This is a genomic window from Streptomyces sp. NPDC055506 (assembly GCF_053643595.1).
In genome coordinates this window covers 20,239-42,937 of record NZ_JBSHKH010000055.1, presented here as the reverse complement: position 1 = coordinate 42,937, position 22,699 = coordinate 20,239, and the positions used below count along the sequence as shown (strand labels likewise).

The following is a 22,699-nucleotide window of genomic DNA, read 5'->3' as shown; positions in this document are numbered from 1 at the left end:
GTCGGGGGCGGTTGTGACACTGCCGTCGAACCGGTTCGACTCGATGGCATGCGTAGGGGGCAGACGTGGGTGACGGCAGTAGCCTGCGAACGGACAGGGCAAGCCCGGGAAGTGGATCGCCGCATCGAACCGGTTCGGGAAGCTAGCACCGGCGCCTCGGGCCAGCAATCCCTCCGGCACAGGGATCTTGTCGGTCGCGACGCCCGGCCTGCGAAGTTCGGCCCGGGTGTTGACAGGCCTCCGGGCAGTTCCTACGTTCCCTCCATGCGAACCGGTTCGACAACGACCGGTCGCTGTCGAACCGGTTCGGTCCTCGAGCAAGGAGTTGCCGTGAACATCGGTGAGATCGCCCGCCGGGCCGGTGTCTCGCGGAGCACCGTCTCCTACGCGCTGAGCGGCAAGCGCCCGGTGTCGGACGACACCCGCCGGAAGATCCAGCAGGTCGTCGACGAACTCGGGTACCGGCCCAGCGCCAGTGCCCGTGCCCTGGCCAACGGCCGGACCAGCACCCTCGGCCTGGTCTTCCCGCCGGCCGGGAACCACTACACGGGAATGCAGCTGGACTTCATCGGCAGCGTCGTCGAGGCCGCCGCGGTCTACGACTACGACGTGCTGCTGTCCCCCAGCGGCGTGGACAGCGACCGTTCCTTCCAGCGACTGCTGGGTGAGCGGCGGGTCGACGGCGCGATCCTGATGGAGATCAGGCTGGAGGACGACCGGGCCGACCATCTGGCCGCCCTGGACTTCCCCTCCGTCGCCATCGGCCGTACCGCTCGCCCCGAAGGCACATGGTGGGTGGGCCTGGACCACATCGCGCTCGTGGAGGCCTGCGTCCATCACCTGGCGGACCTCGGCCACCGCCGGATCGCCTTCGTCAACCGCCCGGAGCAACTGCTGCGGGCCGGGTACGAGTCCGCGCACCGCGGCCTGGACGGCTTCACCAAGGCCGCGGCCGAGCGCGGGCTGACCGTGCGCACCTACTGCTGCGGGGACGACGCCGCCTCCGGCCAGGCCTGTGTGGAACGCATCCTGCACGACGACCCGGCCACCACCGGCCTGGTCACACTGAACGAGGCCGCGCTGGGCGGTCTGTACCGGGGGCTGGCCCAGGCCGGCCGCCATGTCCCGCGCGACTTCTCCGTCACCGGGGTCGTGGCCGCCCGCTGGGCCGAGACGGTGACCCCGCGGCTCACGGCGGCGGACGTGCCCGCGGCCGACCTGGGCCGGCTCGCCGTCGAGCTGCTGGTGGAACGGCTCGACCACCCCGATGCCCCGCCCCGGCACCACCTCCTCACCCCGCCCATCTCCCTGCGGGCCAGCACCGGACCCGCGGGGGTCACGCCCGCGGCGGGCACCGGGGCCGATACGACGGCCTGACCGAGGCCCCCTGGCCTCCTCCTTCCCCCCCCTCGCACGCCCTTCACCCCGTCACAGGCCCTTCACCCCGTCAAAGGCCCGAACGCCCATCAGCGCTGTTCGGCGTGCCCACTTCCAGCAGCGCCCTCGCCTCGGCACCCGCATGCCCGACACAAAGGACCCCGCGATGAACAGCTTCTCCAGACGGCGCCGCCTGACCGCCGCGGCCCTGACCGCCCTGGCCGTCGCCACGAGCGCCACCGCCTGCGGATCCGGCTCGGCAGGCACCGGGGCGAAGGCGGCGGACGACGGCACGTACACGATCTGGGACCCGTACCCGCAGTTCGCCAAGGGCTCCGCGTGGGTGAAGCTGCTGGACGCCTGCGGCAGCGAGGCCGGAGTGAAGATCAAGCGGACCGGCTTCGACACCAGCGACCTGGCCAACAAGACGCTGCTCGCCGCCCAGCAGGGCAACTCCCCCGACGTCCTCATCGTCGACAACCCGGTGGTGTCGACCCTGGCCGAGGCGGGCGTGCTCACCACCACCGGCGACAGCAAGCTCGACACCTCGGGCGTGGACCCCAACCTGCTCGCGGCCGGCCAGTCGGACGGCAAGACCTACGGCACCCCGATCGGCGCCAACACCCTCGCCCTCTACTACAACAAGAAGGTCCTGAAGGAAGCCGGGGTGGACATAGCCACCGTCAAGGACTGGACGTCGCTGACGGCCGCGCTGGCGAAGGTCGAGCAGGCCGGGAAGAAGGGCATCACCTTCTCCGCGATCGGCACCGAGGAGGGCAGCTTCCAGTTCCTGCCGTGGTTCTGGGGCTCCGGAGCCGAGCTGACCGACGTCGACTCGCCCGCGGCCGTCTCCGCGCTCTCCCTCTGGAAGGACTGGCTGGACAAGGGCTACGCCCCCAACTCGGTGCTCAACAACACCCAGACCACCAGCTGGCAGGAGTTCGCGACCGGCGACTACGCCTTCGCCGAGAACGGCACCTGGCAGCTCGCCGCCGCCAAGAAGGCCGGCTTCGACTTCGGTGTCCTGCCCGTCCCGGCCGCCGAGGGCGGCAGTGCCGCGGCCCCGACGGGCGGCGAGTTCGTCACCGTCCCGGTGCAGGGCGACACCGGCCGCTACGCCACCACGCGCAAGCTCGCGACCTGCCTGACCAGCACCAAGAACCTGTACGACACCGACACCACCCTCTCCTACGTCGCACCCACCAGCGAGGTCCAGGACAAGCAGGTGGCGGCCGACCCCGACCTCAAGCCATGGGTGGACGCGGTCAAGTCGGCCAAGGGCCGCACCAGTGACGACCTCGGCACCAAGTACCCCAAGATCTCCGAGCAGTTGTGGAAGGCCGTGCAGTCCGCCCTCAGCGGCTCCAAGTCGCCGAAGGACGCGCTCACCACCGCCCAGTCCGCGGCCGAGTGACCATGGACCGAGGTCATCCGACGGTCCGCACGAGGCAGTCGACCCGCACGAGACAGACGATCCACACGAGGCAGTCGACCCGCACGAGACAGTCGATCCACAACGGGCAGTGGGCCGCCTGGGCCTTCCTCACCCCAGTGACGCTCTACCTCGTCCTCTTCTACCTCTATCCGCTCTACCGCAACCTCGACCTGAGCCTGCGCGACTACACCGTCCGCTCCTTCGTCCAGGGTGACGCCCCCTTCACCGGCCTGCACAACTACCGGACCGTCTTCGACGACCCGGCCTTCGCACCCGCCCTGTTCCACACCGTGGTGTTCACCGCCGTGTGCCTGGTCTTCCAGTACCTCATCGGCCTGGCGCTCGCGGTCTTCTTCAACCAGCACTTCCGGCTCTCCGCCACCCTGCGGGCGCTGTTCCTGGTGCCCTGGCTGCTGCCGCTGATCGTGTCGGCCTCCACCTGGTCATGGCTGCTCAACAGCGACTCCGGGCTGGTCAACGCCCTGCTGAGCGCCATCGGCATCGACCCGGTGAACTGGCTGACCTCGCCGTCCTGGTCACTCACTTCCGTGATCATCGCCAACATCTGGATCGGCATCCCGTTCAACCTGGTCGTGCTTTACAGCGGACTGCAGTCCATCCCGGCCGGGCTGTACGAGGCCGCCGCCCTCGACGGGGCGGGTCCCTGGCGGCGGTTCTGGAGCATCACCATCCCGCTGCTGCGGCCGGTGTCCGCGATCACCCTGCTGCTCGGGCTGGTCTACACGCTCAAGGTCTTCGACATCATCTGGATCATGACCAAGGGCGGCCCGGCCGGAGCCTCCACAACCTTCGCCACCTGGTCCTACCAACTCGGCTTCGGCAACCTGCTGCCCGCCTTCGGCCCGGGCGCGGCCGTCGGCAACCTGCTGGTGGTGGCCGCCCTGGTGTTCGGCCTGGTCTACGTCCGGGCGCAGAGAAAGCAGGCGCTCTCATGAGCCGAAACGGCAAGCGCACCTGGGGGAAGACGGCCATCGGCGTCCTGCTGACCGGCATCATGCTCTTCCCGGTCTACTGGATGCTGAACGTGTCCCTCACCCGCGACCAGGACCTGCGCAAGAGCCCGCCGGACCTGTTCCCCGCCCACGGCACCCTGGCCGGCTACCGCACCGTCCTCGACGAGCAGTTGCCCTACCTCGGCACGAGCCTCGTCATCGGCCTCGGCACCGTCGCCCTGACCGTGGCCCTGTCCGCCCCCGCCGGCTACGCGCTGGCCAAACTGCGCCCACGCGGCCGCGGCATCCTCGGCTTCGTCCTGCTCGCCGCCCAGATGATCCCCGGCATCATCATGGCGATGGGCTTCTACGCCATCTACCTCCAGCTCGGCCTGCTCCAGTCCGTCCCCGGCCTGATCGTCGCCGACTCCACCCTGGCCGTCCCCTTCGCGGTCCTCATCTTCACCGCGTTCATGTCCGGCATCCCCGACGAACTGCTCCAGGCGGCGCTCACGGACGGTGCCGGACCCTGGCGCACCTTCCGGTCGATCGTCCTGCCGATGAGCCGCAACGCCGTCGTCACCGTGTCGCTGTTCGCGTTCCTGTGGTCCTGGTCCGACTTCGTCTTCGCGAGCACCCTCGTCAACGGCGGCCCGCGGGAGCCGATCACCCTCGGCATCTACCACTACATCGGCAACAACAACCAGGAGTGGAACGCCATCATGGCCACCGCCGTCGTGGCCTCACTGCCGGCCGCGGTCATCCTCGTCCTGGCCCAGCGCTATGTCGCCGCGGGTGTGACAGCCGGCGCGGTCAAGGACTGACCTGGCGCGGACCGACCTGGTGTTCCCCACGATCCCTGCTCGAGAAACGAGTGCCCCTTCATGACCGCCGACCGCTCCGGCCCGGCCTTCTCCGTCCAGGACATCCCGTTCAGCACCTACGGATCCTGGTTCGACATCTCCCCCGTGGTGGCGGAGAAGACGTACGCCGACGACCTCCACCTCGTCTCGCACCAGAACGGCATGCACGCCGTCCTGACCCTGACGCCCCTCGACCGTGTGACGGGCGAGCGGGCCGAGACCCGGGTGGAGGCCACCCCGGCCCTGCTGAGCTGGATCGGCGTCGGCAGGGTCGGCCGCGTCGACCTCGCCTACGAGTCGCCGGACACCGTCCGCCTGCGCGGCACGGCACTGCCGCTGCGCGTCTCCGCCTCGGCCCGCACCCTGACCCCCTTCAGCGGCACGTACTTCTTCCGCGACGCGGCCACCGACGCCTACGTCTTCACGTCGTACGAGACCGGCCGCCGCTGCCGCGTCACCGTCCTGTCCGGCACGGTGACCCACACCCACGGCGACCAGACCCTGGGCACCGCCGACCGCGGCCTCACGGTCACCGCCGGCCCGGACGACACCTGGGAGATCGCTGTCGAGGAACTCGACACGGCCCGCCCGCCGTACGTGTCGACCTCACCCTTCGGCAAGATCGTCGAGGCGGCGCGGAACGCCTTCACGGACTTCGTCGACGCGGTGGCCCCCTGGCGCTCCCCGGCCACCCCGGCCGCCGAACTCGCCGCCTACGTCCTGTGGTCCGCGACCGTACGCCCGGCCGGACTGGTCCCCCGCCCCGCCGTCCTGATGTCCAAGCACTGGATGGACAAGGTCTGGAGCTGGGACCACTGCTTCAACGCCCTGGCCCTGGCCCCCGGCCGCCCCGAACTGGCCTGGGACCAGTACCAGTTGCCCTTCGACCACCAGGACGAGACCGGGGCGCTCCCCGATTCGGTCACCCACTCCGAGGTCCTGCGCAACTTCGTCAAACCGCCCGTCCACGGCTGGACCCTCGGCCACCTGCGCCGCCGCCTGCCCACACCCCCCGACCGCACCGAACTGGCAGGCGCCTACGACCGGCTGGAACGCTGGACGACCTTCTGGCTCACCGCCCGCCGCACCCCCGGCGAGGCACTCCCCCACTACCACCACGGCAACGACAGCGGCTGGGACAACGCCACCACGTTCGACCCCGAACGCCTGGTCGTCACCGCGGACCTGGCCGCCTTCCTCATCCTCCAGCTGCACGAACTGGCCGCCCTGGCAGCACACTTGGACAGACCAGACGACGCAGCGCGGTGGACACAAACCGCCGATACGACCCAGGCATCCCTCCTGGACGAACTCTGGACCGGCGACCGCTTCACGACCCGGGGCGTCCACAGCGGGAACACCTGGACCGGCTCAAGCCTCCTCGACCTGATGCCCATCGTGCTCGGCGAGCACCTCCCGCCCGCGATCAGCGCCCGGCTGGCCGACCGCATCGCGGCCCACCTGACCCCCCACGGCCTGGCCACGGAGCTGCCGACCTCACCGCACTACCTCGCCGACGGCTACTGGCGCGGCCCGATCTGGGCCCCCGCCACGGTCCTCATAGAAGACGGCCTGCGCCGCGCCGGCCACCACCGACTGGCGGCCGACATCAGCACCCGCTTCCGCACCCTCTGCGAAACCCACGGCTTCGCCGAAAACTTCGACGCCCTGACCGGCACGGGCCTACGGGACCGCGCCTACACCTGGACCGCCGCCGGCTACCTCCTCCTCGCGGAGGCAGCCACCGACGACCCACTCAGTGCACGTGCCCACTCGACGCGGGCGCCGGACCGGCGTTCTTGACCGTAAGAGGCAGAAGCTTCTTCCCGGTCGGGCCGATCTGGATCTCCGTGTCCATCTGCAGCCATACCCCAACGCTCTCATATCCACTACGGTGCTGGTCATGGCGAAGCGAACGAGGACGCGCGCAGCAACTGACCGCGCTCAATACTCAGTTGAGGCCGAGTGGACCGACGCTGACTTAGCCCTCTTGGAGGACCTGAAGAAGGCCGAAGCGCTCTTACCCGACGACGCCCCACGGGCCCTGTTGTCCGTGCGGCTGTCCGTGCTCACCGACGACACGACGTCGCCGGTCCGCCAGGAACTCGATCTTCGGAAGCTGGCACTGGACCGTGGTTGTCGAGTTGTCGGCGTGGCCAGCGATCTCAACGTGTCGGCGACGAAGGTTCCACCGTGGAAGCGCAAGGAACTCGGAGACTGGCTGAACAACAGGGCGCCGGAGTTCGACGAGATCCTTTTTTGGAAGCTGGACCGTTTCGTACGGCGACTCAGTGACCTCAGCACCGTGATCGACTGGTGCCTGAAGTACGGGAAGAACCTGGTCTCCAAGAACGACTCGATCGACCTGACCACCACGGCCGGGAAGATCATGGTCACGATCATCGGCGGTATCGCCGAGATCGAGGCGGCCAACACGAGCACGCGCGTCGCAAGCCTGTGGAACTACGTCAAGACACAGACTGACTGGCTGGTGGGTAAGCCAGCGTACGGCTATCAAACGGCGGAGAACGAGGATGGACGGGTCGTTCTCGTCATCGACCAGGATGCGTACCGAGCACTGCACTGGTGTCGCAACGCCGCCATGAGGCCGAAGCCCGCCTCCGCTCGGCGCATGGCCAAGGTCCTAGTACGGGCCGGCCTCTGCGGACCGGGGCTGACCACGGCGACAATGCTCCGACGTCTCAGGAACCCAGCGCTCATGGGCTACCGCGTAGAAGAGGAGAAGAACGGAGGTGTGCGCCGCTCGAAGATAGTCCTTGGTAGCGACGCTCAACCCATCCGGGTAGCCGACCCGATCTTCACCGAGGAAGAGTTCGACAGCCTGCAGAAGGCCCTGGATCGCAGAGCGAAGAACCAGCCCACACGACGTCCCGGTGGCGCGACAAAGTTCCTCGGCGTGCTGATCTGCCACGACTGCCGCTCGAACATGACCGTGCAGAAGAACCGAGTCAACGGACGGTCGTACTCGTACCTGCGGTGCGGTAAGTGCAAGGCCGGAGGTCACGGCGCCCCTAACCCCGATGAGATCTACGGCAAGCTCGTAGACGACGTCTTGAGGGTCCTGGGTGACGAGCCGGTCATGACACGCGAGTACCGCCAGGGTGCCGACGCCCGCAAGGAGCTACAGCGGCTGGAAGAGTCCATCAGCTACTACATGGCGGGCTTGGAGCCCGGAGGCCGATTCACGAAGACACGCTTCACCAAGGAGAAGGCCGAGAAGACGCTGGACGACCTCATCAAGCAGTTGGAAGCCATCGATCCGGAGTCCACGAAGGACCGATGGGTAGCCGTGCACAACGGCAAGACCTTCCGGCAGCACTGGGAAGAAGGCGGCATAGAAGCTATGGCCGCCGATCTGCTCAGGGTCGGCGTCAAATGCGTGATCAAGCGGAGCAAGGTGAAGGGGGTTCGCGCCCCTCACATCCACATGAAGCTCATGATCCCCAAAGACGTACGAGACCGGCTGATCATGAAAGAGGATGAATTCGCCGAGGCATTCTGACGCCTTCTGGCGGACACACGAGCGGAGCCGCCCCCCACACAACCGGGCGGGCGGCTCCGCAACCTCGACACCAGCCTTCGGCAACCATGGCTCGCCCCGAGCCACTCGAACGACTACCGGCGCCGTGGCCAGTCGGAACAGCGCGTTCTCTCCCAGCCGGATCAGCTCGGCGCCTCTTTCATCGAGTCCCGCAGCCCGGCACGCGGCACTCATCACCCGCGTAGCCCTTGCCGACGTGAACCCCTCTTCCAATCGAGCAGCGTCAACCGCCATGCCTGTACCAGCTCCCCTAGTCGCGCGCGACCAACAGACGCACGCCCACGGGTGACCAACCCAACGCGCGCCAGAGACAACCGTACCCAGGCCTTAGGGGGATGAAGACCGACCAGCGTCAATTAGAAACAACCATCAAGAGAGCGTTCCCGATATTCTGAGCATCCCAGAGATGCCATCATGCACATTTAGCCGTTCACGAAAGCCGCGAAGTTGAATCCTTAGCCCATCCCTGAACTGCACGTCACAGAAGTCAACCACTCCGTCACCTGTGACGTTGTTCAAGGTCAGCTTATGCAAGCTCGGAAAATTCTTCAGAATAGGAGCCACGGAGACTTTCCGAGGACATCGAATATCAAGTACTTTCAACTGGGGGAAAGTGAGGCTGCCTAGACTTTCCAAAGCATGGAGATGAATTTCCAACTCGTCCATAGATTTAAGCGGCTGGAGATGTGCGACTTCCGCCGAGTCCCAAGGCCCCATTAGGCGAACTCTCTGCAATTTGACCCAGCGCTCTATGCCACGCAAAGAGATTCTCCGGTTCATCCCTGCGCCGAACCATAGGGTTTCAACCTGCTCTAGAGCCGGCGCCTGTCGAAAATCTGACCATGGCAGCCTTGTGTTGATAGAGAGCGAGCGTAGATGGTCGAGACCCGACAGTACGGATACATCTATATCGGGTCGCGCATGCACAATATTTAGAAATCTCAACTGGGTTCCGGCAAGTGCAGACAGGCTCTCTACATTAGTACACCCGCGCAGCCACAGCGAATTGAGGTTCGGGTACTTTCGCAGAAAATCTAGGCCGCGCAACGCAGTGTTTTCATGGAATATCAGTTCGCGCACTTCAATGGAACGAGTGCTCTCAAGAAGGAAGTCTTCATCCCAATCCCCTATGCACCGCAAGCTGCATACACCAGTAAGGTGCCTAAGGCAGTCGAACTGTTGACGATTTTCAAGGGTTAGTTGGACATCACTCAACGGCATCGCGGACAAAATCTGGATGGCAAATTCTTCGACAGGGAACTCATCCCAAACTTCCACGATATTTCGCCGAACATGTACACTGGGATGCGTCGCGAATTGCTTAATCAGCGCCAGCGCATTCTTCCCGCGAATTTCTCCAGCGGTTGTGACGACTGCCGCAGCGCTAGCAGGATCCAAGCCATCAGGGCCGGGCAGCATGTCCAAGACCTTCGGGCCAAGTCGTCCGAGCTGGACGGCGTCTCGATAATTTCGCGGCGGGATTAGAGAAGCAATTTTCTCCCAAACATTCGCTCGCACTGAATCATCAAGGAAGATCGCACTGTTAGCGCAGATCGCCGCTAGGATGAAAGCGTCTTGCCGGCTCCTCGCCCTTGCAAACCGTTCCCCCACTCTCAGTAGGTCCTGGACGAGGCGGCGACTGTCCGGCCGGTTGCAATGGCCGACCGCCATCTTGATGACATCTTGCCAGGCCTCATCGTCTGCATGCGAAACTAGCTCGTTCAGGCTGTCGTTCTCTACAAATTCTTTAGCCGCAAGATAGTCTTGAAAGGTCCTGTGAATGAATTGCACAAAATCACTAGACAATTCTTGCAGTAGTCCGGTCCGGTTGAGCAGATGAGCGAAAACCGTTTCCTCTGTTCCCTGACTGCGAACCTGGGGCATTCCCTGAAGCGCAGTCGATATCTGTTTACGGGCTTGCTCTCGTGAGAGTTGAGAGCGATTATTTCTCACGAGCCAAATGGCGATGCGCTGAAGTAGCTGCTGATGTTCTTCAAAGCTCAGAGTTATACCTTCGGGGGCTGTGATGCTGCGCCGAGAATCACGCTCACCAAGGAGCATCGTCAGTGCTGCACGATACAATTCCCACCGTGTTTGCGGCAAGACGCCACGACGTCGACGGTGCAGTGCGCAAATGACAGCACAGAGAAGTGGTACGCGGGCGAGGTCACGCAACGGCTCGTTGCGGAAGAGTTCTCGTAGCAGCTCATTCTTCAGCTCCTGCACTCGTGCGTTCTGCGCGGCGCGTTCCTCTAGAACAGTATGGGAGTGCTGTTCCAGGCACGCCGCAGCATGCCATGACGCGACGAACTCCCGAATCTCGGCGTCCCGCATAGGGAGCAGGCGCGTTTCCCGAAACCCTTCGGATTGCAGCCAATCCCGTTCTACAGCGAGCGGCCTAACCGTGGCTATGCAACGGCAGTTCGGGTACATGCGCAACAAGTCGGACAACCATCTTCTTGCGCCCTCCCTTTTGTCTTGGGTTACCTCATCAAGGCCGTCTACCAATAGCACAGCACGTCCCGCGTCAAGAACGCGACCAGCCCATCCTGACGGTGCCTCATCCAAAGGGAGCCGCGTGACACGGGGTAATTCCGCGGGGGTTGGGAATTCCTGGTCTGCAAGATTACGCATTGGAATCACAAAGGGAACTAGTCCGTTAAGAGCAGCCAAGCTCCCCGTTAGCGTCCCACATGCAGCATGCGACGCTAGCCACCAAACCAAAGTTGTCTTTCCCGCACCCGCTTCACCTCTCACCACAATTTTCGGATGCATGGCCAAGAGTTCGTCTATGACGCGCCGCTCGGTTGTAGCTGGGACGGTGTGAGCTTCCGCTACCTCCAGCCGTCCCGGCTCTACGATCTCAGCCTCAAGACTGAGGTATGCCGTATCGAGATCCCAGTTGCTATCGTTACTGGGAATCTCATCGAGGCCGAATATCTCAGTTCGCCTATAACGAGCCCTGATCGCCTTAGCGTATTGCTTCTCATAATTGCAGTCGTCAGGGTGCGAGCTGGTCAAATCCTCCACGATCGGAACTGACTTCCAAAGCAAGGATAGGTCAGTTACTAGTTCTCCATCGGCGAGGATTCGGTCTATTGGCACAGCCTCGATTCTACCGTGCTGTCGGTTTGCAGGATCTCTCGCTACTATTCCAACAAGGACAGATCCTACAAAAAGCGGAGCCCCTGACAAGCCAGCCCATGGCGAACCGCCTGCCACTTCCGAAGGAGGAGTATGGTCGATATCAAGAACATACATATTTCGCAAAAGGCCGGCAGCAGCCTTCACGGTGCCTGTAACCTGCTCGCATTCCAAATGGTTGCCGTCATAGCGTTGCACCGCTGGGAAACCAAGTATTTGACATTCACTTAGCGGAGAACGAGTCGCAAGGCGTCCCCAGCGCAGGACGGGAAGGGTTTCTGCTAGCTCCGTGTCGATCAGATCGTGGTCAGAGCGCAGCAAGGCCGCGTCGCACCCTGATCCAGTGCCCACCCAGATGACGTCGCAGTTGGTTGGCTTATTCGCGTAGGGTGATATCGCCTTCACCGCCTGAGCATTTCCAATTACATGCCCGCTAGTGAGAACGAGTTTTGGCGTCAGTAATACTCCACTGCCCTGACGCTCTGCGAGAATCGCAACGATACGATCTTCATGGCTGGCCACATCGATCCCCGGCTGTAACGCGTTACTCTAAGAATTTGCCGGAGCAGGAACGCCAAAACTTGTAGTGTCGCCATGTTCATCATTGGCGATTAGCAAGCCGCTGCCATCGGAAGCATTCTTCGCTGTCAACGTAAAGGAGATTTTGTGCGTCTGCGCAGCGGAGGCAGTGGAGCCGGCGTCCAGGGAAACCACCCATGCCTTGATTCCACCTTTCATAGTGGAATCCTCGCGAAACTCCACGGCGAACTCCATGTGGATATCGCCGACTTCAAAAACAACCTGTTCGTCTTGTCCAGCGTGAGCTGCGGCTACAAGATCGTCACGCACGGCCTGCACAGCGCGAACAAGGTCAAATCCGCCGAAGTCCGTCTGCACGTGCTCCACCCCCGAGTTAGATGCGATCGACAAGAACGTTACGCCGCTCGCGAGCTGGATGTGTGGAAAGCACAATGAACGATCTTGTTGAGAATGAATTTCATAAGCAGCTTCTCGGCTTCAGCCGACCACGCCCGCTGTGCTCGCGGTGTGCCAGACCTAGCGCCGGCCGCCATCACGCACCTCCGAGCGCCGAGCCTGAAGATGGCTGGTTGCAGGCAGCCGCACACCAGCCTGGGGCTCTCATACCCACTCCACCTCAGAAACGATGTTCAGGGTACTTACACAGCCCGGCAGAGGTGTCCGCAGGGGCGGCTGTGGCGCCGGAGGGCGAGAGGCCGAAGCGCTCGCGCCAGCCAACGCCGCAGCCACTTCCTCCTCGCTCACCCCCGCCAGCGCCTCTATCACACGATCGAGTGCCTCACGCACGTCAGTGCGTGCGCCCACTCGAAGCCGACGCCTGACCTGCGTTCTTAACCGTCAGAGGCAGCAACTTCTTGCCGGTCGGACCGATTTGTATAGCCGTGTCCATCTGCGGACACACCCCACAGTCGAAGCACGGCGTCCACCGGCAGTCCTCGACCTCCGTCTCGTCGAGGGAGTCCTGCCAGTCCTCCCAGAGCCAGTCCTTGTCCAGGCCGGAGTCGAGGTGGTCCCAGGGGAGGACCTCCTCGTAGGTGCGCTCGCGGGTGGTGTACCAGTCGACGTCGACGCCGAAGGGCTCCAGGGCCTTGTCGGCGCACGCCATCCAGCGGTCGTACGAGAAGTGCTCGCGCCAGCCGTCGAAGCGGCCTCCGTCGTCGTAGACCGCGCGGATGACCGCGCCGATGCGGCGGTCGCCGCGGGAGAGGAGGCCTTCGACGATGCCGGGCTTGCCGTCGTGGTAGCGGAAGCCGATGGAGCGGCCGTACTTCTTGTCGCCGCGGATCTTGTCCCGCAGCTTCTGCAGCCGGGCGTCCGTCTCCTCGGCGGAGAGCTGCGGGGCCCACTGGAAGGGCGTGTGGGGCTTGGGGACGAAGCCGCCGATCGAGACCGTGCAGCGGATGTCGTTGGAGCGGGAGACCTCGCGGCCCTTGGCGATGACCTTGGTCGCCATGTCGGCGATCTGGAGGACGTCGTCGTCGGTCTCCGTGGGCAGGCCGCACATGAAGTACAGCTTCACCTGGCGCCAGCCGTTGCCGTACGCGGTGGAGACCGTGCGGATCAGGTCGTCCTCGGAGACCATCTTGTTGATGACCTTGCGGATGCGTTCCGAGCCGCCCTCGGGGGCGAAGGTGAGGCCGGAGCGGCGGCCGTTCCTCGTCAGTTCGTTCGCCAGGTCGATGTTGAAGGCGTCCACGCGGGTGGAGGGGAGGGACAGACCGATCTTGTCCTCCTCGTAGCGGTCCGCCAGGCCCTTGGCGACGTCGGCGATCTCCGTGTGGTCCGCCGAGGAGAGGGACAGCAGGCCCACCTCCTCGAAGCCCGTCGCCTTCAGGCCCTTGTCGACCATGTCGCCGATGCCCGTGATGGAGCGTTCGCGGACCGGGCGGGTGATCATGCCGGCCTGGCAGAAGCGGCAGCCGCGGGTGCAGCCGCGGAAGATCTCCACCGACATGCGCTCATGGACCGTCTCGGCCAGCGGGACCAGGGGCTGCTTGGGGTACGGCCACTCGTCCAGGTCCATGACGGTGTGCTTGGAGACCCGCCACGGGACACCGCTGCGCTTCGGTACGACACGGGCGATCCGGCCGTCCGGCAGGTACTCGACGTCGTAGAAGCCGGGGACGTACACCCCGCCCGTCCGGGCGAGGCGGAAGAGGAGTTCCTCGCGGCCGCCGGGGCGGCCCTCCGCCTTCCAGGCGCGGATGATCGCGGTGACCTCGAGGACCGCCTGTTCGCCGTCGCCGATCACCGCGCAGTCGATGAAGTCCGCGATCGGCTCGGGGTTGAACGCGGCGTGCCCGCCGGCCATGACGATGGGGTCGTCCAGGCCGCGGTCCTTGGACTCCAGCGGGATGCCGGACAGGTCCAGGGCGGCCAGCATGTTCGTGTAGCCCAGCTCCGTGGAGAAGGACAGGCCGAACACGTCGAAGGCCTTGACCGGCCGGTGGCTGTCCACCGTGAACTGCGGGACATTGTGCTCCCGCATGAGCTCCTCGAGGTCCGGCCACACGCTGTAGGTGCGCTCGGCGAGGACGCCCTGCTGCTCGTTCAGGACCTCGTAGAGGATCATGACGCCCTGGTTGGGCAGACCGACCTCGTAGGCGTCCGGGTACATGAGCGCCCAGCGGACGTCACAGGAGTCCCAGTCCTTGACCGTGGAGTTGAGCTCTCCGCCGACGTACTGGATCGGCTTCTGCACATGCGGGAGCAGAGCTTCGAGCTGCGGGAAGACCGACGCAGCGACTTCGGCAGGCATGTCGCGCACCTTCGTGAGCTGGACTGTACTGACAGGGGTGACCATCCAGACTAACGCGATCGCGGGGAGCCTCCGTACGCCGGAAGGTCACAGGGCCGCCGCACCGTCCTTGATCCCGTCCCAGAAGCCGGGCAGTTCGGCCTCCACGCGCAGGGCCCGCTGTGCCTCCCGCTCGTGGAGCAGGCCGTAGGTGAAGGTGCTCTCCCCCGCCGCGTGGGCGACCGCCGACAGCTCGCGGAGGGTCTGCCGGGCCATCACGCTGTCCTGGTGCTCGCCGAGCAGGTTCTGCAAGCCCTTCATGGACTTGACCAGGTTCTTGGCCGGCTTGCCGAGGGCCGGTCCGCCGGCCTCCGCCGCGTAGCGGGTGCGCTTGGTCTTCTTGCGGGCCTCGTGGATCGCGACGTCCCGGTCGGTGCCGGGCTCCAGGTCCCGTGCCTGCTGGACCAGCCCGGTGACCTTGCGGAAGTCCTTCTTCACGGCCTTGGCGATCACCTTGCGGGGCTTCTTGCCGGCCGCCTTGCGCAGCGGTGGGTCGGCGATCAGCGCGTCCAGGGTGTCGAGCAGGGCGAGGTAGCGACGGGAGTCCAGGACGCCGAGGAGCCGGCCGCGGGCGCTGCCGTGCTCGGCGCTCGACCAGGAGTGCAGCCGCTCGGACAGCGGGCCGCGGACCAGGTCGGCGGGCACCTCGTCGAGGGTTGCCGTCAGGCGTTCGGTCAGCACCTCCCGGTCGCGGTCCAGGCCCAGCTCGCCGGCCAGCCACTTCAGCTCGTCGCCGACCGGGTCGGTGACCTTCCGGTCGAGGACGTTGCCGAACGATTTGAAGGTGCTGCGCAGGCGTCGGGTGGCCACGCGCATGCTGTGCACGGAGTCCTCGGCGTCCCGGCGGACGGCGGGGTCGAGCTCGACGATCGCGTCGCGCTGGGTGCGCACATAGGCGAGCACATGGTCCCCGGCGGTCACCGGGTCCCCGGCGGAGGCGGAGGGGCGCTTCTTGGCGGGCACCGTCTCGGCGAGGGCGCGGGCCAGCTTCGACGGCGACGCCGAGGGCCGTACGCCCGCCTTGCGCAGCCGCTTCTCCACCTTGTCGAGCAGGGCCGGGTCGCCGCCGTCGGCGAGTTCCACCTCGATCTCGGTCCACTGCGCCTGGCCGCCGCCGGCGGTGAGCCGCTCGGCGTGTACGGCGTCGACCGCGACCTCGGCGAGCAGCCCGCCGTCGGCGTCGAGGAGGTGGCGTACGTCACGCTCGGAGCGCAGCCGGACCAGGGGCAGCAGCTCGCGGTCGCGGACGCGGGAGCGGACGAGCCCGGCGAGGTCGTCGGGGAGGGTGTCGGAGAGCGGGGCGTGCAGTTCGTCGCGGACGCCCGGGGCGATCGGGAATTTCAGGTGCCAGCCCGCGTCGGAGCCGCCGGTGCGGCGGCGCAGGGTGACGGACGACGCGGCGAGGCGTTCGTCGACTGTGTCGTAGTAGGTGGCGTCGAGGTGGGCGACACCCTTGTCGGCAACGGCCGCGACCCCGGCGACGCCGGTCAGGTCGGGAAGCCCGCTGTCCTCTGACTCGTATTTCCGCTCGATCTCGCGCTTGCTGTCCGCCATGAACCGAATCTAGTCGGCTCGGCGGCGGGGCGGCAGGGTGCCGCCCCGCCCGTGTCACGCGGACATCGGCCGCTGCACCCGGATCGACTGCAGCAGTCCGACCGCTATCCACACGGCGAACATCGATGAACCGCCGTACGACACGAAGGGCAGCGGCAGGCCGGTGACCGGCATGATGCCGAGCGTCATGCCGATGTTCTCGAACGTCTGGAAGCCGAACCAGGCGACGATGCCGGCGGCCACGATGGTGCCGTACAGGTCGCTGGTGTCACGGGCGATGGTGCAGGCCCTCCACAGGACGATGCCGAGCAGCAGGATGATGAGTCCGCCGCCGAGGAAGCCCAGTTCCTCGCCCGCCACGGTGAAGACGAAGTCCGTCTGCTGCTCGGGGACGAACTGGCCGGTGGTCTGCGAGCCGTGGAAGAGGCCGGAGCCGGTCAGTCCGCCGGAGCCGATGGCGATGCGGGCCTGGTTGGTGTTGTAGCCGACGCCGGCCGGGTCGAGCTCGGGGTTGGCGAAGGCGGCGAAGCGGGCGATCTGGTAGTCGTCGAGGATCCCGAGCTGCCAGACGGTGACCGCGCCGAGGGTGCCCGCGCCGAGCAGACCGAACACCCACCGGTTGGACGACCCGGAGGCGAGCAGCACGCCGAGCACGATGATGACCATGACCATGACCGACCCGAGGTCGGGCATGAGCATCACGATCAGCATGGGCACGGCGGCCAGGCCCAGGGCCTGCACGACGGTGCGGTGATCGGGGTACTGCTTGTCGCCCGCGTCGACCCGGGCCGCCAGCAGCATGGCCATGCCCAGGATGATCGTGACCTTCACGAACTCCGAGGGCTGGAGGGAGAAGCCGCCGGGGAGCTTGATCCAGGAGTGGGCGCCGTTGATCGTGGAGCCGAGCGGGGTGAGCACCAGCAGGATGAGCAGGACCGAGACGCCGTACAGGATCGGCACGGCCGTGCGCAGGGCGCGGTGGCCGAGCCAGATCGTGCCGGCCATCAGGGCGAGGCCGATGCCGGTGTTCAGCAGGTGGCGGATGAGGAAGTAGTACGGGTCGTCCTGGTTGAGCTCGGTGCGGTTGCGGGTCGCCGAGTAGACGAGGAGGGTGCCGAGCAGGGACAGGACCAGTGCCGACAGCAGGATCGGCCAGTCGAGCCGCCGTACCACCGAGTCACGGGCGAGGAGCCGGGTCCAGCCGGTGCGCTCGGGCCCGTAGCCGGAGACCTGGAAGCTGTTCACGCCGGTCATGTCGTCGGCCTCCGGCTTCCCCTGCGGCGCCGCCGCCTTCGGGTGTCACGGTTCTCGGGCGTCGGCGGGGCCGCCGTCGCGGGCTGGAGCGGGTCGGCCGGGGCTTTGGGGTCCTTCTTGCCGGCCTGCTGGTCCTTGGCCGGGTCCTTGGAGACCTTCGGGGAGGTGATGGTGCCGTCGGTCCTGACCTTCGGCAGGGCCTCCTGCGGGGTGGGCAGCAGGGCCTTCTTCTTGTCGATCTTGCCGTCCTCGGAGACGCCGTACAGCGCGTTGTAGATGTTGCGGACGGCGGGGCCCGAGGCGCCGGAGCCCGTACCGCCCTGGGCGATCGTCATGACGATCGCGTAGTCCTTGGTGTAGGTGGCGAACCAGGAGGTCGTCTGCTTGCCGTAGACCTCGGCCGTACCCGTCTTGGCGTGCATCGGGATCTTGTCCTGCGGCCAGCCGCCGAACCTCCAGGCGGCCGTACCGCGGGTGGCGACTCCCGCGAGGGCGTCGTCTATCCGGTCGCGCGTCGTCTTCGTCATCGGCAGCTTGCCGTGCGACTTGGGCTTGATCGGCGTGACGGTCTTGCCGTCGGCGCTGATGACGGCCTTGCCGACGGAGGGGTCGTAGAGGGTGCCGCCGTTGGAGATGGCCCCGTAGATGGTGGCCATCTGGATCGGGGTGACGAGGGTGTCGCCCTGGCCGATGGAGTAGTTGACGGAGTCACCGGCGCGCAGGCGGTTGCCTTCGAGGCAGTTCTCGTAGGCGATCTTCTCGGCGTAGCTGCCGTTGCGCTTGCCGGTGCGGCACCAGACGTCCTTGTTGGCCTTCCAGTAGTCCAGCTTCCACTGGCGGTCGGGGATGCGGCCGGTGACCTCGTTGGGCAGGTCGATGCCGGTCTCCTTGCCGAGGCCGAACTGGTGGGCGGTCTTGTAGAACCAGTCGTTGGCCTTCTTCTTCGGCTTGGCGCCGCCGTCGCGCTTCCACTCCTCGTGGGAGAGCCGGTAGAAGACGGTGTCGCAGGAGACCTCCAGGGCACGGCCGAGGCTGATCGGGCCGTATCCCTTGGACTCGAAGTTCTTGAAGACCTGGCCACCGAGGTTGAACGAGCTGGAGCACTGGTAGGGGCCGTCGAAGGAGTAGCCGGCGTTGATCGCGGCGGCGGTCGGGACGACCTTGAAGATCGAGCCGGGCGCCGACTGGCCCTGGATCGCGCGGTTGAGCAGCGGGTAGTTGGAGCTCTTTCCGGTGAGCCGCGCGTAGTCCTTGGCGGAGATGCCGCCGACCCAGGCGTTCGGGTCGTAGTTCGGGTTGGACGCCATGGCGACGACCCGGCCGGTCTTGGCCTCCATCACCACGACGGCACCGGAGTCGGCCTTGTAGTTGGTGCCGGTGTTCCGGTCGTTCTGCTTGCGGGCTTCCTTCATGGCCTCGTTCAGCTGGTACTCGGCGATCCGCTGGACGCGCGAGTCGATGCTGGTGACGAGGTTGTCGCCCGGGTGGGTGGGGTCGGCCTCGGCCTGGCCGATGACGCGGCCGAGGTTGTCGACCTCGTAGCGGGTGACGCCGGCCTTGCCGCGCAGCGCCTTGTCGTACTGACGCTCCAGGCCCGAGCGGCCGACCTGGTCGGAGCGCAGGAACGGCGAGTTGGTGTTCTGCGCCTGCTTGATCTCCTCGTCGGTGACCGGCGAGAGGTAGCCGAGGACCTGGGCGGTGTTGGCCTTGCCGGGGCTCGGGTAGCGGCGCATGGCCTGCGGCTCGGCGGTGATGCCGGGGAAGTCCTCGGCGCGCTCGCGGATCTGCAGGGCCTGCTTGGGCGTGGCCTCGTCGGTGATGGGGATGGGCTGGTACGGCGAGCCGTTCCAGCAGGGCTGGGGCGTCTCGGAGTCGCACAGCCGGACCTTCGCCATGACCTCCTTGGGCTTCATGCCCAGGACCTTGGCGAGCTTGGCGAGGACGTCCTTGCCGTCGTCCGGCATCTTCAGCAGGTCGGTGCGGGAGGCGGAGACGACCAGCCGGGTCTCGTTGTCGGCGAGGGCGACACCGCGCGCGTCCAGGATCGAACCCCGGACGGCGGGCTGGACGACCTGCTGTACGTGGTTCCCGGAGGCCTCCTTGGCGTACGCCGCGCCCTCACGGATCTGGAGGTACCACAGGCGTCCGCCGAGCGTGAGCAGGAGCGAGAGGACGAGAACCTGGATGACGACGAGCCGGATCTGGACCCGTGTGTTCCGACCGGTCTCGGGAATGTTGGTCACGGGTGCTGCCTCCCCCTCTCCCTACGCGTACGAGTCCCTGACGACGTCTGTGATGACGGGATGAAGTCCCCTGCGTTCACAGCCGCTTGACCCCCTTGATGCGCCCGGCCCGCGCCATCCGGGCCCGGGCCGCCTTCACCCGCAGCCCGTTGCGCTGGCTGCCGATCTTCAGGCCCGTGCCGCCGGAGAGCCAGCCGGAGGAGATGTCGGTGGCCTTGGCGGACGAGCCGGTGTCGGCGAGCGGATCGTTCTCGGCGCGCCGGGCCAGGGCCATGATCCCCGGCACGACGAACGGGGCGAGCAGCAGGTCGTACAGGGCGGCCGTGAACAGCAGGCTGCCGAGGCCCACATGGCGGGCGGCGGTGTCCCCGACGAGGGCGCCGACTCCGGCGTACAGCAGGGTCGTGCCGACGGCGGCGGCGACCACCACGACCATGGGGCCGGTGGCGGACTTCAGCCGGCCCGTCTCCGGCTTCGCCAGGCCGGCGAGATAGCCGATGAGGCACAGCACGAGGGCGTACCGCCCGGCGGCGTGGTCTGCGGGCGGGGCGAGGTCGGCCAGCAGGCCCGCGCCGAAGCCGACGAGGGCGCCCCCCACATGCCCGTACACCAGGGCGAGGCCGAGGACGGTGAGGAGCATCAGGTCGGGCACGGCGCCCGGCAGGTGCAGGCGGGCGAGGACGCTCACCTGGATCACCAGGGCGACGACGACCAGGGCGGAGGAGAGCAGGATCCGGTTGACGCGCATGAGGTGACAGCTCCTACTGCTCTTGCTGGTTCTGGCCGTCTGCGGGTGCCTCGGCGGACGGCGTCACGGTCACCGTCACCGTCGGCCTGGGGGTTGGCTTGGGCTTGGGCGGGAGCACCGTGTCGCGCGGGTCCTTCTTCGGGACGTCGACGACGACACCGACGATGTCGAGCTTGGTGAAGCTCGCGTACGGCGTGACATAGAGCGTGCGGGTCAGGCCGCCGCCGGACGGGTCGACACGCGAGACCACGCCGACGGGCACACCGGGCACGAACGGACGGTCGGCCTGCGAGCCGAACGTGACCAGACGGTCGCCCTTCTTCACCTCCGCCTTGCCGTTGAGGAGTTCCACGCGCAGCGGGCGGTCGCCCTGCCCGGAGGCGAAGCCGAGCTCGTCGCCCGACTCCATCCGGGTGCCGACCGTGAAGTCGGGGTCGCTGGCGAGCAGGACCGTGGCGGTGTTGGGCCCGACGGTGGTGACGCGGCCGACCAGCCCGTCCCCGTTCAGGACGGTCATGTCGCGCTTGATGCCGTCGTTGGCGCCGACGTCGACGGTGATGGTCCAGGAGAAGCCCTGCGCGGCTCCTATCGCGATGACCTGGGCGCCCTTGATGCCGTACTGGCCGGTGCCTGCGACCTTCAGCATCTTGTCGAGCTGCTTGAGGCGGCTACGGCTGCGGTCGTCGCTGCCGAGTCTCGCCTTCAGGGCCGCGTTCTCCTCCTCCAGCACGGCGAGCCGGTCGTGCCGTTCGCCGGAATCGCGGATGGCGGAGACCGCGTTGCCGACCGGGTCGACCGCGGCCGAGACACCGCTCTCGATCGGGCCGAAGACCGTCGCCGCGCCCTGCCGGGCACCGTCGACGGGCGAGTCCTCTCCGCCGCGGATGTCCACCGTGATCAAAGCGAACGCGATGGCGATCAGCAGCACCAGGAGCAGCCGACTCTCTCGTGTGTCCCTCACGTGCGGCGGCCGTGCCCTTCCTCATAGGAATTCGGGGAGCCCCAGGGAAACCCGAGGGGCTGCTTTGTGGGAGCTTATGCCTCTATATCAACGATCCGCCGCACGAGAGGAGATCGTCCCGTACGGCGGAATCGAAGAGTTATGTCATCTGCGCGGCTGGGCGTCCAGCACCTGCTGGAGTGCCTCGAACTCCTCGACGCACTTACCGGAACCGAGCGCCACGCTGTCCAGCGGATCCTCGGCGATATGGATCGGCATGCCGGTCTCCCGGCGCAGCCGCTCGTCCAGACCCCGCAGCAACGCCCCACCGCCGGTCAGGACGATTCCCCGGTCCATGATGTCGCCGGACAGCTCCGGCGGACACTTGTCGAGGGTCGTCTTGACGGCGTCGACGATCGCGTTGACCGGTTCCTCGATCGCCTTGCGGACTTCGCCGGCGGAGATGACGACGGTCTTCGGGAGCCCGGACACCAGGTCCCGGCCGCGGATTTCGGTGTGCTCGTCGGAGTCGAGGTCGTACGCCGAACCGATCGTGATCTTGATCTGCTCGGCCGTGCGCTCACCCAGCAGGAGGGAGTACTCCTTCTTGATGTGCTGGATGATCGCGTTGTCCAGTTCGTCGCCCGCCACACGGATGGACTGGGCGGTGACGATGCCGCCGAGGGAGATGACCGCGACCTCCGTGGTGCCGCCGCCGATGTCGACCACCATGTTGCCCGTGGCCTCGTGGACCGGCAGGCCGGAGCCGATGGCCGCGGCCATGGGCTCCTCGATGATGTGCACCTGGCGGGCGCCGGCCTGGGACGACGCCTCGATGACGGCGCGGCGCTCGACGCCCGTGATGCCCGAGGGCACACAGACGACGACCCGCGGACGAGCCAGATACCTCCGCTTGTGGATCTTCAGAATGAAGTAGCGGAGCATCCGCTCGGTGATCTCGAAGTCGGCGATCACGCCGTCCTTCAAAGGACGTACGGCAACGATGTTGCCGGGCGTGCGCCCGATCATCTTCTTCGCTTCGGCCCCGACCGCGAGGATGCCACCGGTGTTGGTGTTGATCGCGACGACGGACGGTTCGTTGAGTACGATCCCGCGACCCCTGACGTACACCAGCGTGTTGGCGGTCCCGAGGTCGACAGCCATGTCACGGCCGATGAACGACATTGAGTTCCCCATCAGGATTCGTCTGGCCTTCCCACTAGCTTTTGAGGGCTTTTCAGGTAGGCAAAGGTGGGTGCTGTGACGTGAAGGCTTCCATCGTAGACGCG

Annotated in this window: 14 protein-coding genes and 2 pseudogenes; 6 read left to right on the top strand and 10 right to left on the bottom strand. The window is 66.3% G+C overall.

Annotation, left to right across the window (positions count from 1 at the left end; genetic code table 11):
- The first annotated feature begins 330 nt into the window (after nucleotides 1-330).
- The 6 genes and pseudogenes from ACWIF2_RS21705 (at nucleotide 331) to ACWIF2_RS21680 (ending at nucleotide 8,151) form a co-directional block, all read left to right on the top strand.
- The gene (locus ACWIF2_RS21705) at nucleotides 331-1,377 is read left to right on the top strand and encodes a LacI family DNA-binding transcriptional regulator (RefSeq protein WP_454362275.1); all 1,047 of its coding nucleotides are present in this window, start codon (nucleotides 331-333) and stop codon (nucleotides 1,375-1,377) included.
- Nucleotides 1,378-1,543: 166 nt separating this feature from the next.
- Nucleotides 1,544-2,791 (top strand): sugar ABC transporter substrate-binding protein, encoded by a 1,248-nt coding sequence (locus tag ACWIF2_RS21700; RefSeq protein ID WP_454362274.1) that lies wholly within the window; start codon nucleotides 1,544-1,546, stop codon nucleotides 2,789-2,791.
- A 104-nt stretch (nucleotides 2,792-2,895) separates the two neighbouring features.
- Nucleotides 2,896-3,768: pseudogene (locus tag ACWIF2_RS21695) on the top strand (carbohydrate ABC transporter permease); the annotation flags it as partial.
- The gene (locus ACWIF2_RS21690) at nucleotides 3,765-4,589 is read left to right on the top strand and encodes a carbohydrate ABC transporter permease (RefSeq protein WP_454362273.1); all 825 of its coding nucleotides are present in this window, start codon (nucleotides 3,765-3,767) and stop codon (nucleotides 4,587-4,589) included. The pseudogene ACWIF2_RS21695 and the gene ACWIF2_RS21690, both read left to right, overlap by 4 nt.
- Nucleotides 4,590-4,649: 60 nt before the next feature.
- On the top strand, nucleotides 4,650-6,431 hold the full coding sequence (locus ACWIF2_RS21685; RefSeq protein ID WP_454362272.1) for an amylo-alpha-1,6-glucosidase: 1,782 nt from the start codon (nucleotides 4,650-4,652) through the stop codon (nucleotides 6,429-6,431).
- A gap of 100 nt (nucleotides 6,432-6,531) precedes the next feature.
- Nucleotides 6,532-8,151: a recombinase family protein gene (locus ACWIF2_RS21680; protein ID WP_454362271.1), complete on the top strand. Its 1,620-nt coding sequence runs from the start codon at nucleotides 6,532-6,534 to the stop codon at nucleotides 8,149-8,151.
- A 57-nt stretch (nucleotides 8,152-8,208) separates the two neighbouring features.
- Here the strand turns inward: ACWIF2_RS21680 and ACWIF2_RS21675 are convergent.
- The 10 genes and pseudogenes from ACWIF2_RS21675 to ACWIF2_RS21630 all read right to left on the bottom strand — a co-directional run.
- Nucleotides 8,209-8,424 (bottom strand): annotated as a pseudogene (locus ACWIF2_RS21675) (aminoglycoside phosphotransferase family protein); the annotation flags it as partial.
- 135 nt (nucleotides 8,425-8,559) lie between these two features.
- Nucleotides 8,560-11,856: an NACHT domain-containing protein gene (locus tag ACWIF2_RS21670; RefSeq protein ID WP_454362270.1), complete on the bottom strand. Its 3,297-nt coding sequence runs from the start codon at nucleotides 11,854-11,856 to the stop codon at nucleotides 8,560-8,562.
- A 27-nt stretch (nucleotides 11,857-11,883) separates the two neighbouring features.
- A complete protein-coding gene (locus ACWIF2_RS21665; protein ID WP_454362269.1) occupies nucleotides 11,884-12,231 on the bottom strand; it encodes a trypco2 family protein in 348 nt (115 codons plus the stop codon).
- Nucleotides 12,232-12,661: 430 nt separating this feature from the next.
- On the bottom strand, nucleotides 12,662-14,632 hold the full coding sequence (locus ACWIF2_RS21660; RefSeq protein WP_454362268.1) for a TIGR03960 family B12-binding radical SAM protein: 1,971 nt from the start codon (nucleotides 14,630-14,632) through the stop codon (nucleotides 12,662-12,664).
- 87 nt (nucleotides 14,633-14,719) lie between these two features.
- Nucleotides 14,720-16,225 (bottom strand): CYTH and CHAD domain-containing protein, encoded by a 1,506-nt coding sequence (locus tag ACWIF2_RS21655; protein ID WP_454362267.1) that lies wholly within the window; start codon nucleotides 16,223-16,225, stop codon nucleotides 14,720-14,722.
- A gap of 54 nt (nucleotides 16,226-16,279) precedes the next feature.
- The gene (gene rodA, locus ACWIF2_RS21650; RefSeq protein WP_454362266.1) at nucleotides 16,280-17,479 is read right to left on the bottom strand and encodes a rod shape-determining protein RodA; all 1,200 of its coding nucleotides are present in this window, start codon (nucleotides 17,477-17,479) and stop codon (nucleotides 16,280-16,282) included.
- On the bottom strand, nucleotides 17,476-19,722 hold the full coding sequence (gene mrdA / locus ACWIF2_RS21645) for a penicillin-binding protein 2 (protein ID WP_454362265.1): 2,247 nt from the start codon (nucleotides 19,720-19,722) through the stop codon (nucleotides 17,476-17,478). Before mrdA ends, rodA begins: the two co-directional genes overlap by 4 nt.
- Nucleotides 19,723-19,798: 76 nt before the next feature.
- Nucleotides 19,799-20,470 carry a rod shape-determining protein MreD gene (gene mreD / locus ACWIF2_RS21640; RefSeq protein ID WP_454362264.1) on the bottom strand — a complete coding sequence of 224 codons (672 nt, stop codon included), beginning with the start codon at nucleotides 20,468-20,470 and terminating at the stop codon, nucleotides 19,799-19,801.
- 13 nt (nucleotides 20,471-20,483) lie between these two features.
- Entirely contained in the window at nucleotides 20,484-21,431 is a 948-nt protein-coding gene (gene mreC / locus ACWIF2_RS21635; protein WP_454362263.1) for a rod shape-determining protein MreC, read from the bottom strand.
- 144 nt (nucleotides 21,432-21,575) lie between these two features.
- Nucleotides 21,576-22,595: a rod shape-determining protein gene (locus tag ACWIF2_RS21630; protein WP_121888712.1), complete on the bottom strand. Its 1,020-nt coding sequence runs from the start codon at nucleotides 22,593-22,595 to the stop codon at nucleotides 21,576-21,578.
- Nucleotides 22,596-22,699: the final 104 nt, after the last annotated feature.